The organism is Lutispora sp. (assembly GCF_041687175.1).
Taxonomy (GTDB): Bacteria; Bacillota; Clostridia; order Lutisporales; family Lutisporaceae; genus Lutispora.
The window spans coordinates 1-15069 of sequence record NZ_JAWLCK010000067.1 but is presented as its reverse complement, the minus strand read 5'-3'; the positions used below and the strand labels follow the sequence as shown (position 1 = coordinate 15069).

Annotated in this window: 18 protein-coding genes and 1 tRNA gene; 16 read left to right on the top strand and 3 right to left on the bottom strand. The window is 34.3% G+C overall.

The genetic code is table 11. The annotated features are described in order from the left end of the window. Nucleotides 1-127 precede the first annotated feature (127 nt). The 7 genes from clpB to ACESM9_RS10100 all read left to right on the top strand — a co-directional run bounded on the left by clpB (nucleotide 128) and on the right by ACESM9_RS10100 (nucleotide 7945). Nucleotides 128-2722 carry an ATP-dependent chaperone ClpB gene (clpB, locus tag ACESM9_RS10130; protein ID WP_372997880.1) on the top strand — a complete coding sequence of 865 codons (2595 nt, stop codon included), beginning with the start codon at nucleotides 128-130 and terminating at the stop codon, nucleotides 2720-2722. 137 nt (nucleotides 2723-2859) lie between these two features. Next, nucleotides 2860-3201, top strand: a complete 342-nt coding sequence (locus ACESM9_RS10125; RefSeq protein ID WP_372997878.1) for a cupin domain-containing protein — start codon at nucleotides 2860-2862, stop codon at nucleotides 3199-3201. Between the two features lie 17 nt (nucleotides 3202-3218). Continuing rightward, nucleotides 3219-4175, top strand: a complete 957-nt coding sequence (locus tag ACESM9_RS10120) for an RluA family pseudouridine synthase (RefSeq protein ID WP_372997876.1) — start codon at nucleotides 3219-3221, stop codon at nucleotides 4173-4175. Between the two features lie 246 nt (nucleotides 4176-4421). Continuing rightward, the gene (locus ACESM9_RS10115; protein ID WP_372997874.1) at nucleotides 4422-4586 is read left to right on the top strand and encodes a hypothetical protein; all 165 of its coding nucleotides are present in this window, start codon (nucleotides 4422-4424) and stop codon (nucleotides 4584-4586) included. Between the two features lie 206 nt (nucleotides 4587-4792). Continuing rightward, on the top strand, nucleotides 4793-6205 hold the full coding sequence (locus ACESM9_RS10110; protein ID WP_372997872.1) for a Na+/H+ antiporter NhaC family protein: 1413 nt from the start codon (nucleotides 4793-4795) through the stop codon (nucleotides 6203-6205). After that, nucleotides 6171-7052: an RluA family pseudouridine synthase gene (locus ACESM9_RS10105; RefSeq protein ID WP_372997870.1), complete on the top strand. Its 882-nt coding sequence runs from the start codon at nucleotides 6171-6173 to the stop codon at nucleotides 7050-7052. The genes ACESM9_RS10110 and ACESM9_RS10105 overlap by 35 nt, the downstream gene beginning before the upstream one ends. A gap of 2 nt (nucleotides 7053-7054) precedes the next feature. Continuing rightward, the gene (locus tag ACESM9_RS10100; RefSeq protein WP_372997868.1) at nucleotides 7055-7945 is read left to right on the top strand and encodes an RluA family pseudouridine synthase; all 891 of its coding nucleotides are present in this window, start codon (nucleotides 7055-7057) and stop codon (nucleotides 7943-7945) included. 12 nt (nucleotides 7946-7957) lie between these two features. On the opposite strand, the gene ACESM9_RS10095 is transcribed toward ACESM9_RS10100, so the two are convergent. From ACESM9_RS10095 to ACESM9_RS10085, 3 genes are all read right to left on the bottom strand, one after another. Then, nucleotides 7958-8338: a DUF4363 family protein gene (locus tag ACESM9_RS10095; protein WP_372997866.1), complete on the bottom strand. Its 381-nt coding sequence runs from the start codon at nucleotides 8336-8338 to the stop codon at nucleotides 7958-7960. Then, on the bottom strand, nucleotides 8335-9030 hold the full coding sequence (locus ACESM9_RS10090; RefSeq protein WP_372997864.1) for a DUF421 domain-containing protein: 696 nt from the start codon (nucleotides 9028-9030) through the stop codon (nucleotides 8335-8337). The genes ACESM9_RS10095 and ACESM9_RS10090 overlap by 4 nt, the downstream gene beginning before the upstream one ends. 107 nt (nucleotides 9031-9137) lie before the next feature. Beyond that, the gene (locus ACESM9_RS10085) at nucleotides 9138-9566 is read right to left on the bottom strand and encodes a CBS domain-containing protein (RefSeq protein WP_372997862.1); all 429 of its coding nucleotides are present in this window, start codon (nucleotides 9564-9566) and stop codon (nucleotides 9138-9140) included. A 122-nt stretch (nucleotides 9567-9688) separates the two neighbouring features. On the opposite strand from ACESM9_RS10085, the gene ACESM9_RS10080 reads away from it, so the two are divergent. From ACESM9_RS10080 to ACESM9_RS10040, 9 genes are all read left to right on the top strand, one after another. Continuing rightward, a complete protein-coding gene (locus tag ACESM9_RS10080) occupies nucleotides 9689-10279 on the top strand; it encodes an RNA polymerase sigma factor (RefSeq protein ID WP_372997860.1) in 591 nt (196 codons plus the stop codon). After that, complete coding sequence (locus ACESM9_RS10075; RefSeq protein WP_372997858.1) at nucleotides 10263-10685, top strand: anti-sigma factor family protein; 423 nt, start codon at nucleotides 10263-10265, stop codon at nucleotides 10683-10685. The genes ACESM9_RS10080 and ACESM9_RS10075 overlap by 17 nt, the downstream gene beginning before the upstream one ends. Before the next feature lie 12 nt (nucleotides 10686-10697). Next, the gene (locus ACESM9_RS10070; protein ID WP_372997856.1) at nucleotides 10698-11369 is read left to right on the top strand and encodes a DUF2953 domain-containing protein; all 672 of its coding nucleotides are present in this window, start codon (nucleotides 10698-10700) and stop codon (nucleotides 11367-11369) included. Between the two features lie 47 nt (nucleotides 11370-11416). Then, nucleotides 11417-11815 (top strand): GerW family sporulation protein, encoded by a 399-nt coding sequence (locus tag ACESM9_RS10065; RefSeq protein ID WP_372997854.1) that lies wholly within the window; start codon nucleotides 11417-11419, stop codon nucleotides 11813-11815. Nucleotides 11816-11920: 105 nt separating this feature from the next. Then, nucleotides 11921-12511: a molybdenum cofactor cytidylyltransferase gene (gene mocA / locus ACESM9_RS10060; RefSeq protein ID WP_372997882.1), complete on the top strand. Its 591-nt coding sequence runs from the start codon at nucleotides 11921-11923 to the stop codon at nucleotides 12509-12511. A 51-nt stretch (nucleotides 12512-12562) separates the two neighbouring features. Beyond that, a tRNA-Val gene (locus ACESM9_RS10055) sits at nucleotides 12563-12639 on the top strand. A 230-nt stretch (nucleotides 12640-12869) separates the two neighbouring features. Continuing rightward, nucleotides 12870-13190: a YciI family protein gene (locus tag ACESM9_RS10050; protein WP_372997852.1), complete on the top strand. Its 321-nt coding sequence runs from the start codon at nucleotides 12870-12872 to the stop codon at nucleotides 13188-13190. A 169-nt stretch (nucleotides 13191-13359) separates the two neighbouring features. Next, nucleotides 13360-13890 (top strand): flavodoxin domain-containing protein, encoded by a 531-nt coding sequence (locus tag ACESM9_RS10045; RefSeq protein ID WP_372997850.1) that lies wholly within the window; start codon nucleotides 13360-13362, stop codon nucleotides 13888-13890. Between the two features lie 163 nt (nucleotides 13891-14053). Continuing rightward, nucleotides 14054-15049 carry an effector binding domain-containing protein gene (locus ACESM9_RS10040; protein ID WP_372997848.1) on the top strand — a complete coding sequence of 332 codons (996 nt, stop codon included), beginning with the start codon at nucleotides 14054-14056 and terminating at the stop codon, nucleotides 15047-15049. The last annotated feature ends 20 nt before the right edge of the window (nucleotides 15050-15069 follow it).

Below are 15069 nucleotides of genomic sequence, written 5' to 3'. Positions count from 1 at the left end.
AATATTAGGCTAAAATAAGCCAATATAGCAGTTATGTACGATATAGTAATATTTAAATTAACATAACAATATGATATAAATAGTATATAAAAGTCAAAGAAAGTCAAAGTCAAAGGAGCTAGAGTTTATGGATATTAATAAATTAACACAAAAAGCCCAGGAAGCTGTTTTTGAGTCTCAAAATCTGGCTATAAAGCTTAATCATCAATCAATAGATGTGGAACATATGCATTTTGTTTTGATATCTCAAAAAGACAGCCTTATTTCAAAAATTTTGACCAAAATGAATATTCCTGTTGATTTTTATTATAAAGATTTGAATGACGAATTATCCAGATTGCCGAAAATCTATGGAAGCAATGCAAGCGTTTCAGTAACCAGAAGGTTTGAAGAAGTATTTATTAATGCTGAGGAAATTGCCAATAAGTTTAAGGATGAATTTATAAGCACCGAACATATATATTTGGCAATGATAGATGAAAAAAATACGCCATCTGGAAGTATAATAAAAAAATATGGAATAACCAGAGATAAATTTCTCAAAGAACTTTCAACCATAAGACGAAATCAGAGGATCACAAGTCAGAATCCCGAAGAGACTTATGAAGCATTAGAAAGATTCGGAAGGGACTTAGTGGAAGAGGCCAAAAAGGGAAAGCTAGATCCTGTTATTGGCAGGGATACAGAGATAAGAAGAATTATTAGAATTTTATCAAGAAGAACCAAGAATAATCCAATATTGATTGGGGAGCCGGGGGTAGGAAAGACAGCAGTAGCAGAAGGATTAGCCCAAAGAATTATGAAGGGTGATGTGCCGGAAGGCCTTAAAGGAAAGACAATATTTTCTCTGGATATGGGAGCACTTATAGCAGGTGCAAAATACAGAGGCGAATTTGAGGAGAGGCTTAAGGCAGTATTAAAGGAGATAGAAAACTCCAATGGAAACATTATACTTTTCATAGATGAAATACACAATATAGTAGGAGCAGGCAAGACAGAAGGAGCCATGGATGCGGGAAACCTTTTGAAGCCTATGCTTGCAAGAGGAGAACTTCATTGTATTGGTGCAACTACCATGGATGAGTACAGGAAGTATATAGAGAAGGATGCTGCACTGGAGCGCAGATTCCAACCTGTTATAATCGAACCGCCAACAGTTGAGGATACCATATCTATTCTCAGAGGATTGAAAGAGAAATTCGAGATACATCATGGTGTCAGAATACAAGACAATGCTTTAATATCTGCTGCAGTGTTGTCTAACAGGTATATAAGTGACAGATTTCTTCCGGATAAGGCTATTGATCTGGTGGATGAGGCAGCAGCAATGCTGAGAACTGAGATTGACAGCATGCCTGCAGAGCTTGATGAGATAATGAGAAGGTTAATGCAGTTGGAAATAGAGAAGGAAGCCTTGAAGAAAGAAGATGATAAACAATCTATTGAAAGGCTGGAGATTCTGAATAAGGAACTCTCAGACTTAAAGGCACAAAGCGATTCCATGAAAGCTCAGTGGGAATTGGAAAAGGAAAACATCAAAAGGATAAGAGACATAAAAAAAGATATAGAGAATGTAAAGGGACTAATAGAGAAGGCAGAGCTAGAGTATGACTTGAACAAGGTAGCAGAACTGAAATATGGCAAGTTAACTGAATTGGAGAAAAAGTTAAATGAAGAAAAAATAAAACTTGAAAGCATACAGAAAGGGGAACAGCTTTTAAAGGAAGAGGTCACTGATGATGAGATAGCAGAAATAGTTTCAAGATGGACCGGCATACCTGTAACCAGGCTTATAGAGAATGAGAGAGACAAATTGTTGAGATTAGATGAAATAATGCATGAGAGGGTAGTTGGTCAGGATGAAGCAGTTGCTGCGGTGGCAGATGCGGTAATAAGAGCAAGAAGCGGACTAAAAGATCCTAGAAAACCTATTGGCTCTTTCATATTCCTGGGACCTACAGGAGTAGGAAAAACTGAATTGGCCAGAACCCTTGCCCAAGCATTATTCGACAGTGAAGATAATATGGTTCGAATAGATATGTCCGAATATATGGAAAAGTATTCTGTATCCAGACTTATTGGGGCACCTCCGGGATATGTGGGTTATGAAGAAGGAGGACAGTTGACGGAAGCAGTGAGAAGAAAACCTTATACGGTCATACTATTTGACGAAATTGAAAAGGCTCATCATGACGTTTTCAACATATTGCTCCAAATATTGGATGACGGAAGGCTGACAGACAGCCATGGACATGTGGTGGATTTCAAAAATACTGTTATAATAATGACTTCAAATATTGGTAGTGAGTATCTGCTGGAGAGCATAGATAATAAAGGTGTTATAGATGCTAAGGTACAATCAGCAGTTATGGCTGATATGAAAAAGCATTTCAGACCAGAGTTTTTGAATAGAGTTGATGATATAGTCTTCTTTAAACCTTTAAATAAGAAAGAGATATTAAAGATAATAGATCTACAGTTTAAATTCATTGCAGAGAGACTGAAGGATAGAGACATACAAATTGAACTGGGTGAGGATGCCAAGGAATATATTCTGGAAAACTCCTATGATCCTGTTTATGGAGCAAGGCCAATAAAAAGATATATGCAAAAAAGCATAGAGACATTTATTGGAAGGGCTTTGATAGCAGGTGATATAAGAGAAGGAGATAGGGTTTTGATTGGCAGACATGAAGATGGGTTAAGCTTTAAAAAAATATAATAATACTAACTAAATCTATGCAGTATAATATATTAATTTAGCTGCATAGATTTTTTTACAGTGAAGTGCTTTTGACTATTTTAATATGATATAATTTTACAATAAATATTAATATAACCATGCCAGGAGGGAAATATATGAATACAGTAATAATAAATCAGGAATCAGTAGAATGGGTGAAAAATCCAATGCATAAAGATGTATACCTTAAGCATCTTGCAACCTCCCAAAACAATGATAGAGTATCAACCCATATAGTTCGCATAGAAAAAGACGGTGAGATTGTGCCCCATACCCACAAAGTTCTGGAAGTATTTTACTTAATGAAAGGCCAAGGCTCAGCCCTGGTAAATGGAGAAAGGGTAAATGTAAGAGAGGGAGACTGCATCATTGCTCATCCAGGTGAAGAGCATGGACTTATAAATACAGGTGAGGAAGAAGTGCTTCTGTATGCAGTATTCTCACCAGCAAATTGCTAATTCAAGGCGGAGATTTGATGAAAGAAATAAGAATAACAGAAAACGAATCAGGTCAGAGACTGGATAGGTTTTTAAGGAAACTGATGAAGGAAGCTACCTTAAGTGAGATATACAAGGGTATAAGAAAAGGTGATATAAAGGTAAACGGCAAAAAATCCAAGGAAAATTATATGCTGGCTATAGATGATATCATCACATTTAGAAATATGAATATGGAATCCAATCCTATAGAGAAAAAGACAATAAACAAAGCTGGCAACATAGATGTTGTTTATGAAGACCAAAACATAATAGTAGTAAATAAGCCTGCCGGGCTTCTAAGTCATCCTCAAAGTTCAAAGGACAGGGATACCCTGATACATAGAATACAATATTATATTGAAAAATCTGAAGGCCTTGATACTTCACCAACCTTTACACCTTCTTTATGCAATAGGCTGGATAGGAATACTGCTGGATTGGTTATTGCTGCCAAGAACTATAAAAGCTTGAAAGCAATAAATGAAATGATAAGGGAAAGGAAATTGAAAAAGCTATATCTATGTGTTGTTAAGGGCAGTACAAATCTAAGGGGAGAGATTTCAGGCTTTTTAGAAAAAGACGAAAAGACCAGAAAAGCGCTATTGGGAGACGAAGGAAGAGAATCTATAACATATTATGAGAAAAAAGATGATAATGGAGAATATTCACTGCTTTATGTTGATTTGGTAACCGGTAGATTTCATCAAATAAGAGCCCATTTATCCAGCATTGGTCATCCTATTATTGGGGATGTAAAATATGGAGACAAAAATGCTAATGATTATTTCAGGACTAAATTTGGCCTGAATCACCAGTTGTTATTGGCTCATATAATAAGCATAGAAGAAGCTCCTCCCGAATTGAATTATCTAAATGGTAAGACGTGGTATAGCAATATACCTGGAGAATATAGAATCATACTCAAGCATCTTTTTCAGCATCAAACACCATAGGAAAACGGAATATAACAGAGGACTTTAAGGAAAGTCTATAGCCTATCAATTATAAACATGGATTAATGGATTTTGCGGCCTATAGCAATGGTTTAGGAAGGCTGGACAACGAGAAAAATTACAAAAAATAGTGTACAATATAAACATAAGCATTAAGCTTGCCATAGACTGAAGAATTCGGAGGTGTTTATCAAGGTTGAAAGCAATTTATTATTATCAAAGTCAGAAATGAAGCGAGGTGTTATGATGAAGGATAATAATAAAGCATTACTTTCAAAACCGGAAGCCTACCAAAACCTGATGAGATTATTAGAACTACAAGAACGGTTGTCTTCTGACGAGACATTATTGAATGCAAAAAAGATGCAGAATGGAAGTAAAAAGTGTACCGCTGTTAATCCGATAATTTAATTTTATAATAGCAAATAGTGAATTTTGATGATATGACTTAAACTGATATAATGAATTGCGTGAAAGACTTCTTTGATTTTATATTTTCATTGGAAGTCTTTCTTCTATTTTTTCATATTGTAACTATTATGCTTTCTGTTATAAAATTAATATGATTGTATATGTACCATTTACCATCAATTATATTATCAAGAAGAGGAAGAAAAATGAAAAAGATAACTTATTTTCAATGTGTTGCGGTAATAGTAATATTGAGTCTTTCTTTGATTATTAATATATTCATTTTGAATAATCCGCTGTATTATGGACTCATTATAGGTCTGGGAGCTACATTCATAGTTGGAATGATTAATGGATATAATGCAAAAACCCTGATTACTTTTGCATACTCAGGACTGAAAAAGAGCATCAAAGTGTTGATAATGCTGTCAATGATAGCAATGCTCATAGGAATCTGGAAGATAGGGGGAGTAATACCTGCCATGCTGTATTACAGCTTCGGCATGATAAGCGGAGAGTTATTTTTGGTTTCTTCCTTCTTAATATCTTCAGTAATTGGATTGATTATGGGAACATCTTCAGGAACGGTAAGCACTGTTGGAATAGTGTTAATAGGTTTGGGTAGTGCTATGAACATACCACTTCCGGTTGTAGCAGGAACAGTCGTGTCTGCGGCTTTTTTGGGAGATAGGAGCGCACCAATCTCAAGCGTATTCAATCTTGTATCCACCATTACTGAAACAGATCCACATGATAATTTAAAGTATTTCATGAGGACACTGATTGTTGGAGTAATATTAACCTGTATTTTTTATTATTTTGTTGGATTAAACTATGGTGGTATGAGTTCTGCTTCTGTCAGTGTTACGAATTACAAAAACTTGCTGACTCAATATGTTAATATCACTCCCTTGCTGTTGATACCACCTTTGATACTTATTGTTTTTTATGCCTTTAGATTTACTGCTCTATATACAATGGCTGCTTCAGTGGTAATCGGAGCGGTATTCTCTGTACTATATCAAAAAATATCTATAATTGAAGTAATTAAGGCTGCATTATTTGGTTTTCACCCTGATATACCTGCAGAATACAGTGTTGTTCTTGCTGGCGGCGGTCTCATATCCTTCAAAACTATGCTCTTAGTACTTATTTTTGCAACTTCATTAAATGGAATATTTGAAGGTACGAAAATTGTGGAAACCTTGATTGAGCCCATATTGAGCAGAATAAAGTCTCCTAAAGGGCTTATGCTCTTTACCATTGGCTTCAGTATTGTTTCTGCACTATTCATGTGCAACCAGGTGATTTCAATAATAATTCCTGCTGGTGTATTGTTAAAGAGGTATGAAAATATGGATGTCCATAAAAAAGTATTTGCCAGACTTCTTTCCGATTCGGGAGTCATGGTAAGCTCTATAATTCCATGGAATGTTGCGGCCTTAACCCCCGCAGCAATTATGGGAGTAGATGTAATAGACTTTCTGCCCTATGCATTTTTATCCTATATCATGCCTATAATAGCAGCAGTGAATGTAGTATTCTTCAGTAATTTTATTAAAAATGGAAAAAGAGGTAGAATTAGTGAGGAAGCATGTAGTCAAGTTACAAGCAAATAGAAAGACATTATTAGCTTATTTAAAGGAAGATATGGATTTATCCTCAAGAAAGGCAAAAAAGCTGCTGGATAAGGGCATAAGAATAAATGATAAGAAAGCCTATGGAGATACAAAGCTAAAGGATGGAGACATTTTGCTTATAGAAGAGAATTTGATACGTGATAATGTAGCACCTGAGATGATGGAGCTTTCTATCATTTATGAGGATGATAGTATATTGGTGGTCAATAAACCACCTTATTTGTTAATTCATCCCACAAGCAATCATACAAATGGTACACTGGCAAATGGCATAAGATACTATTTTGATATGAAAGGTATCAGTGAGCCTGTAAGATTCTTTAACAGAATCGATATGGATACATCAGGTATAGTTGTTGTGGCAAAGAATTCTCAGACTCACAGCTTACTAGATAGATATTCAGCAAAAACCATGGTAAAGAAATATTTGGCAGTTGTTTCTGGAATTCCATCTGAGAAATCAGGAAAAATTGAGCTTCCTATAAGCAACAAATCGGATTCAGAAGGTAGAAGGTATATTTCTGATGAAGGAAAGTTAGCAGTAACCGAGTATCAAGTGCTGGAAGAATATAAAGAAGCTTCTTTAGTATCAATAATCATAAAAACTGGAAAGACCCACCAGATACGAGTTCATTTCAGCAGCATGGGATATCCACTATTAGGTGATAAGCTGTATGGTGGAGCAGATGATAATATAAGGAGGCAGGCCTTACATGCATCTGAACTTATTTTTCTCCATCCCATAAATAAGAAACATATCAGTATAAAAGCCCAACTGCCCTCTGATATGATTATGCTCATACAAAAGCTTAGAGGAGAAGCATAGCTATGAAGAATTACAATAACTATATAATTGGTGAAGAATATTCAGGTAAGACCATAAAAGAGTATCTTATAAATCATATGTCTATTTCTCACAGAACTCTTGTGAAATTAAAGAGGGACTCTTCCATACTTTTAAACGGGGAAAAAGCTTATGTAACAAAAAAACTAAAAAAAGGGGATCAGCTTGAAATCATATTATTGGACGAGGATTCAACAAATGTTGTACCTGAGGCCTTTGATTTGGATATAATATATGAAGACGACTATTTAATTGCTATAAATAAGCTGCCTAATATGCCAGTGCATCCTTCAAGAGGTCATTTTACTGGAACAGTAGCTAATGCTCTTGCTTATCATTATATGAATATGGGTAGGAGCATCAAGATCAGGCCCATAAATAGACTTGATAAGGATACATCAGGAATAGTAATTTTTGCCAAGAACTCGCATATTCAATATTTGATGTCCAAGGATGGATTCAACATAAGCAAAAAGTATATTGCCTTAGTTGAGGGTATGGTGTCTAAGGATAAAGGTATTATAGATATGCCAATTGAAAGAGAAAGTTCCTTAACTATAAAAAGAGTAGTAAGAGATGGAGGACAAAGAGCTATAACTGCATATGAAGTCATCAACAAGAATGAAATGGCTAGTTTATTGAGGGTTGATTTGATAACCGGAAGGACACATCAAATAAGGGTACATATGTCTCATATTGGTCATCCTCTATATGGAGACGAATTATATGGAGGAGATCAAAAACTAATAAATAGGCAGGCGTTGCACGCAGAGAGGCTGTCTTTTGTACATCCCATAACAGGGAATAGTCTTGAGTTATATGCAGAAATACCTGATGATATAAAGAAACTATGCAATATTCTAGCTCTGAACTAATATGGAGCATTATTAGAAGATGTTTTGTATTATAACATGTTCCCTTTTAGGAATATTCCTTACTAGAAGCTTTAATACAGATAGCTCGGCTGATGCCAGTATACTATCTTTATTGGCCAGATAGACTCCAAGTTCTGAAAGATGAAGGCTTATATTATCAACTTCCATATGGTCTATTATAACTGGCCATTTTTTTTCATATTTATTCCATTGGTCCTTTAGTTGCTTTTCAATAATACCTGCTTCTTCCCAGTTGCCACTCATTACTTCATTTTCAATCTTCATAATGAGATTACTGAGATTCTCCGAATCATTCTCAAGCATATTTATTGTTATTAATCCTAGAGTAATTATTGTAGCAGTTATCACACATATATATATCAGAGTTCTCATTTTTCATATTCCCCTTTTGCATTATCCTTTAATTGAAATATGAATTTATTGTCCTCGGAAATGTAAGCAAATAAAATATCCTTTGCTGATTTAATATTGTTTTTGCTCAACTGATGTTCCAACCAGCTAACATCATGTTTTGCTATAGAAAGATTTTGATAGTTTATATGCCCATCAATTATCAATGATATGGGCAAACCTTCATAGGCATGTTTTATGTTCAGATCTTCCCTTATTACCGGCTTTTTATCGGTTTTTAATATTATGCTTATCTGGCCTCCTGTTTCCAATATGGCATATTCCACATCCTGAACATCAGAAACATTCTTAAGTCTTAGCTGTTCCATCAGATCATCAATGTTGAATCTTTGCTTCCTTAATTCATTTTCAAGTATTTTTCCCTTTTCGATAACTATGCTGGGTTTACCTGATATGATTTTTCTAGCCAGTTGGCTTTTAAGAGATATGTAAGAAAGCAACGCTTCACAAATAAATAATGTCAATATTGGTATTATACCAGCAATAAGTGGTATACCAATATTACCCATTGGTATTGCTGCCAAATCCGCTATAACCAAAGCCACAACCAACTCAGAAGGCTGCAGTTGACCTATTTGCCTTTTGCCCATAAGTCTCATTATCAGTACTATTAAGAAATATAATATTATTGTCCTGATAAAAACGATCAACAAAATAAGCACCTCACTTTCGGTAAATACATTTTAACCTGACAATTAATTTATATTCATAATGAACTTATAGTGTATAAAAGCCTCCGGCATATACCAGAGGCTTCAGATCATGATAGAGTATTCTTTGAAATATCATGGAGGGCTTCGCCAGCCTCATCTTCATATTTTCCTTCTATAGCCAGGTCCCCTATTGCAACTATACCCACAAGATTTCCATTATCCACTACAGGAAGTCTTCTTATCTGTCTCTTAGCCATTAGGTCTGCTGCTTCATGAACTTTAGTGTCAGGGCTTATGGTTTTAATATCTTTAGTCATAACATCGCATACTTTTTGGTTTGGATCCTGACCCTTGGCTACAGACCTTAATACTATATCTCTATCAGTAACAATACCAACCAATTTATTATTATCAACAACCGGAACGGAACCAACATCTACTGTGTTCATAATGTTTGCTGCATCCTTTATGGTTGCGTTTGGTGAAATTGTTCTAACATCAGTTGTCATGAGTTCTCTAATTTTCAAATCAATCACCCTTTCAAAAACTAAGTCTAAATATATGTTCTCCACATGATTATTAAATTAATAAATAAAAAAATAGCTGAATTTGAAACTTTTTCTATATTGATATTGTATACTTATATGGGGGTGATGGAGTGGAAGAAAAACTGAATAAGGATTTGCTGCTGGCATGTAAAAAACGAGATAAGAAGGCATTTACAGAGTTATGTAAAACCTATGAAAGATATCTTTTTACTTTATGTCTTAGTTATGCAGGAAATAGCCATGATGCTCTTGATTTGGTGCAGGAAGTATACATAAAGTTGTTCAGGTTTATTGATAAATATGATATAAACAAGCCATTTCACCCATGGATTAGAAAAGTAGCAGTAAATACATGCTTGAACTTCAAGAGAGCAGCAACAGGCAATATAATATCCTTAAATACCGTCACCGATAATGAAACTTCCTTTGGAGATTTAATTGCTTCAAGTGAAGATTTGGAAGAGGAAATTGAAAAGATTGAATTAAAAAAAACGATGAAAGACATATTAGAAAAACTGCCTTCAAGGCAGAGAATGGTTATAACATTAAGATACTTTGAGGATTTGTCCTATAATGATATCGCCCTGGCAATGAATCAACCTATTGGGACTGTAAAGACAGACCTGTACAGAGCTCGTACAGCACTTAAACAATATTTGTCCAAGAAACAGGAGGTGTACAAAGATGGAATGCAAGTTTGATAAATCACTACTGCAAGCTTTTATTGATAATAGCATAGAACCTTTAGAACTGATTTTCCTGACAGAGCATATAAAAGTTTGCCAGCACTGCAGGGATGATCTTGAAGCACTTTATTCTTTGGATCAAAGTCTAAAATCTTTATTTAGGGAAAATGTTGAATATGGAGATAGGCTCGCAATTATAACTGAGCTTACAGTGGATAATATATTTGCACAGACAGAGGAGAAAATGAAGCTTAAAGATATTATTAATGATGCTACAAGAATGAATAATATAATAGTTGAGAATTCCTCAAGATTTCTTGAATATATACCTGGAGTACCCTTTCTAAGGAGAAAAGCCAGAGAAAAATATAAAGATATAAAGAAAAGCTTTTCAATAATAGGCAGGAGAAAAGCAAAATAGGGAGGGGAGTATATGGCTATACTGATCTTTGTAGGCAAATTGCTTATTATACTGTTAGCTATAATTATTTCTTTAATTGTTCTGTTATTAGCAATACCTTTTGATTATTATATAAATCTAAAATATGATCAAGGAATAGCAGCAAATATAAAAGTATTATGGGCAAGGTTTATAGGTGTGAGAGGTACATACGATAATGTTGGAGCCTTTGAAGCAAAATTCATGATTTTTAAAAAAGAGATGGTTTTAAAGCTAAAGAATAATATAAAAAAGAAAGACATCAAAAAAGAGAAAAAAGAAGATAGCAGTACAAAAAAGAAGAGAAATAAGATTAATATGAGAGAGTTACTGGACAGAGGTTTCCTGGAACAAATATTTTCATATATCAAAAAAGTTGTAGCTATTATAAAACCTAAAGTTTTTAACATAAAGTTGGTTTTTGGATTTGATGATCCCAGTATAACTGGCTGCCTTTCTGGATTCATTTATTATTTGGAAGCAATTCTACCGCAGGGTGATTTTGATATTCAGCCTGTTTTTGACCAAGAAGCAATATATTTGAATATGAATGTTGAAGGCAGAATTACCATGGGAGCTATACTCATTCAATTGATTAGATTGATTCTAAGAAAAGATGTTAGAAAAAAATTTAAAAATCTTAAAAAAGCTGAAACTTTTAGTTAGATTTATGTGTAAATAATAATAGATGATAAATGAAAGGAGATATAATAATGGATAAATTACTTATCGATAGCAGCATTGAAATGGCTTTTGAAAAGTTGAAAAATTTCTTAAAAACAGAAACGGTTATTGGAGAACCTATAGCAATTGGAGAAGTTACTCTAATACCTATAATTACTGTTGCATTTGGATGCTCCGGAGGTGCTGGTCAAGGAACAGATGCAAAGGGATCTGAAGGTGGCGGTGGCGGCTTAGGCGTTGGTGCAAAAATATCGCCTGATGCCGTACTGGTTATCAAAAATGGAGAAGTCAGCTTACTTCAGTTGAAGCAAAAACAAAACCTGGATAAGTTAATAAACATGGTACCTGAACTAATAAACAAGATAAACTTCAATAAATCGGAAGATAAAAGCTGTGATGACTGTTCCGATAAAAAAGAAGAGGATTAAGCCCATTTGGGCTTTTTTCTTTTATATAGAACAACTTTATGATATTCTAATGATGAAAGTAAATGCAACTTAAATTCCTTCATTATAATATGATTGATACTGGGTGTGATTAAAATTATTAGCGGAATCATTCTTGCTGCTGGAAGCTCAAAGAGAATGGGAAGGCAAAAACTCCTATTACCTTTCAGAGGCAGTACTATATTGGAAAATGTAATTGAAACTATCACAACTTGCGAATCCATCGAAGAAGTACTTTTAGTCTATGAAGCGACAGAGGTTATAGATAGGGTAAAAGGATATGATTTAAAAGCTGTCTATAACCCCATTGCAGAAGAAGGCCAGAGCACTTCGGTAATTGCAGGAGTGAAAAGTTCTAATCCAAAAACAAAGGCTTATATGTTTATAATGGGAGATCAACCTTTTATAAATAAAGATGTGGTGGAAAGACTAATTGGTATATGGAAGAAGAATACATCATCTATTATCGTTCCAAGATACAATGGAAAGAATGGTATGCCTACAATATTTTCTGAGGATTTCAAGAAAGATTTGCTGAACATTACCGGTGATAAAGGCGGCAGAGATGTTATAAAGGCCAATCCAGATAAAGTAATATATGTTGATATAGATGAAAACATGGCAGGCTTTGATATTGACACGCCCGAAGATTATGAAGAGTTGTTAAAGCAAATATAGCTATTGAAAAACACTTCGGCTTAATGGTATAATATATTTCGTAGTTCATAGGGGCGGTTAGCTCAGCTGGTTAGAGTGCCACGTTGACATCGTGGAGGTCGTTGGTTCGATCCCAATACCGCCCACCATACATATTTAGCAGTAAGCAGTAGATAAGTTTACTGTTTTTTTACTTTTTTGCGGAATTAATAAAGAAAAGGAGTTTCAAATTCTGTATGGAATATATTAGTTTATCGCGTAAACTTAATATATTAAGCATCCTTTGACCAACTTTGAGAATCATGCAGCAACAGTATGGTGGAGAAACTATGAAAATTCATAGATTAGGGTAATAAAGAAACAGAAAGAGGTGTAACAAATGGAAGAAAGAGAAAGACAGTTTATTTATATTTTAAAGCTAATACCAGAATTATTAAATGAAAATAATTGGACAGAAAAGGAAGAAGCCATTGTAGGGAGGCATTTTGTTAAGCTGCAGGAGTTACTTGCAGAAGGGAAGCTTATACTGGCAGGAAAAACAGAGGGGTTGGATGAGAAAACTTTTGGTATTGTTATTTTCAAAGCCGATTCAGATGAAGAGGCACAGTCAATAATGAAAAATGATCCTGGTGTTGCAGAGGGAATAATGACTGCTGAGTTATTTCCTTATAGAGTTGCTTTGATGAAGGGTTCTGTTTAGAGTATTTGTTGATGATGGTTTAAATGTTTATGATTGAGTTACAGGGAAGGAAGAATGCGAAGTTTAGGAATACAGTTTATCTTTTCAAGTAGGTCTCATCTATGAAGTAAAGTTAAGTCATCTTGGTAGAATCATGTGAAACAATATTATTTAGTTTTTGAGGTGGATAATGAAGAAGGTAGCTGTTGTATTCAAATCTAAATATGGAAGCACAGAAAAATATGCAAAATGGATTGCAGAGGACACATGTGCTGAAATTTTCAAAGTTAGTGAGATAAAAGCAGATAAATTAGAAGAATTTGATACTATTGTATATTGTGGAGGACTTTATGCTGGGGGTATACTTGGATTTTCTTTTATAAAAAATAATTATTACAAGTTTTATGATAAAAAACTGATTGTGGTTGCAGTGGGTGCTACTCTAAAAAAGGATGAGGCAATAGAAGAGATTAAAGAACAAAACCTTACAGATGAAATGAAGGGTAACGTGCAGATTTTTCTGTTAAGAGGCGGACTTAATTATAAAAAAATGAATTTTATTGATCGACTATTAATGTTTCTGTTGATAAAATCAGTAAAATTGAAAAAAGCTGAGGAACTTGATGATGATACCAAGGGGATGATTGCTACCTATGGCCAAGTGGTTGATTTTACAAACAGAAATACAATTGCACCAATAATCAATGATATTAATAATTAGGTTCATTACTAAAGAAAATGAGCATAATCGCAGATAAAGCAATACACATAATTAGAATTATGTGAAGTTAAGAGTATTCCTAGAATCACTATTAAAATAAAAAGAACCATTGACTTTGACGTCGTGTCATCGTTTATGCTAGAGATGGAAAGGAGATGAAGGCGTGGATTTATTGACAATCAGTGAGGTGTCAAAGAGCTTTAACATTTCGACAAGAACACTTCGTTACTATGAGCAAATAGAACTTATACAAAGCAAAAAGAAAGAGAATTATGCTTACCGTACATATGACGAAGCTGCTATTAGACGTCTGCAACAGATAATTGTCCTGCGTAAGTTGCGTATTCCTTTAAAACAGATAAAATCTATTTTTCAAAATATAGAGCAATCGCGCATAGTTGAAATATTTCAAGAAAACATAGCAGATATTTCTACCGAGATAACGGCTCTCACTACTATTAAAACTATTTTGCAATCATTGGTAGAACGCTTAAACGAGAGTGGAAAAATCAATGTCAAGTTTGATTTGCTCCATGACGATTACATCTTAAAGATTGTTGAGCCTTTGAGCCTTACAAAGATAAATTTTAGGGAGGAAAAGTCAATGGCAGAATTAAACAAAGCTAGCGAAAGGTTGAACAAATTACATAATAATGAGGTAAGGATTATTTATTTACCGCCTGCTACAGTAGCAAGTATTCATTGTGTAGGTGGTGTTCCTGAAATTGAAAGCGGTGATTTGCTACACCAGTTTATCAGAGAAACAAAGCTTTATGAAATAAAGCCAGATTTTAGGCATTATGGCTTTAATAATCCAAATGGTAATATGTCAGATGGGAGTGATCATGGCTATGAAAGATGGGTTACCATTCCTGATGATTATGAAGTAAAGCCACCTTTTAACAAGAAACAATTTGCAGGTGGATTGTATTGTGCCTATACGATTCCAATGGGTTCTTTTGATGAATGGTTCAAGCTTTATGATTGGGCACAGAATAATGATAGATATGAACTGAATTTTAAAGAGCAAATAATTGAAAGAGAGTGTATAGAAGAACATCTAAATTATATAAGTAAATTTATGCTTACTCCTGATGACATTACCATTCAAATAGACCTACTTCTACCAATAAAAGATAAGAAAGCAGAAGAAATATGAAACATTGAGGTTATGAGCAT

Coding starts and splice junctions, on each gene's coding strand:
- ACESM9_RS10115 (WP_372997874.1), top strand. CDS start 4,422: ATGAAGGATAATAATAAAGCATTACTTTCAAAACCGGAAGCCTACCAA.
- ACESM9_RS10050 (WP_372997852.1), top strand. CDS start 12,870: ATGGAAGAAAGAGAAAGACAGTTTATTTATATTTTAAAGCTAATACCA.
- ACESM9_RS10120 (WP_372997876.1), top strand. CDS start 3,219: ATGAAAGAAATAAGAATAACAGAAAACGAATCAGGTCAGAGACTGGAT.
- ACESM9_RS10095 (WP_372997866.1), bottom strand. CDS start 8,338: ATGAGAACTCTGATATATATATGTGTGATAACTGCTACAATAATTACT.
- clpB (WP_372997880.1), top strand. CDS start 128: ATGGATATTAATAAATTAACACAAAAAGCCCAGGAAGCTGTTTTTGAG.
- ACESM9_RS10045 (WP_372997850.1), top strand. CDS start 13,360: ATGAAGAAGGTAGCTGTTGTATTCAAATCTAAATATGGAAGCACAGAA.
- ACESM9_RS10075 (WP_372997858.1), top strand. CDS start 10,263: ATGGAATGCAAGTTTGATAAATCACTACTGCAAGCTTTTATTGATAAT.
- ACESM9_RS10065 (WP_372997854.1), top strand. CDS start 11,417: ATGGATAAATTACTTATCGATAGCAGCATTGAAATGGCTTTTGAAAAG.
- ACESM9_RS10125 (WP_372997878.1), top strand. CDS start 2,860: ATGAATACAGTAATAATAAATCAGGAATCAGTAGAATGGGTGAAAAAT.
- ACESM9_RS10110 (WP_372997872.1), top strand. CDS start 4,793: ATGAAAAAGATAACTTATTTTCAATGTGTTGCGGTAATAGTAATATTG.
- ACESM9_RS10100 (WP_372997868.1), top strand. CDS start 7,055: ATGAAGAATTACAATAACTATATAATTGGTGAAGAATATTCAGGTAAG.
- ACESM9_RS10070 (WP_372997856.1), top strand. CDS start 10,698: ATGGCTATACTGATCTTTGTAGGCAAATTGCTTATTATACTGTTAGCT.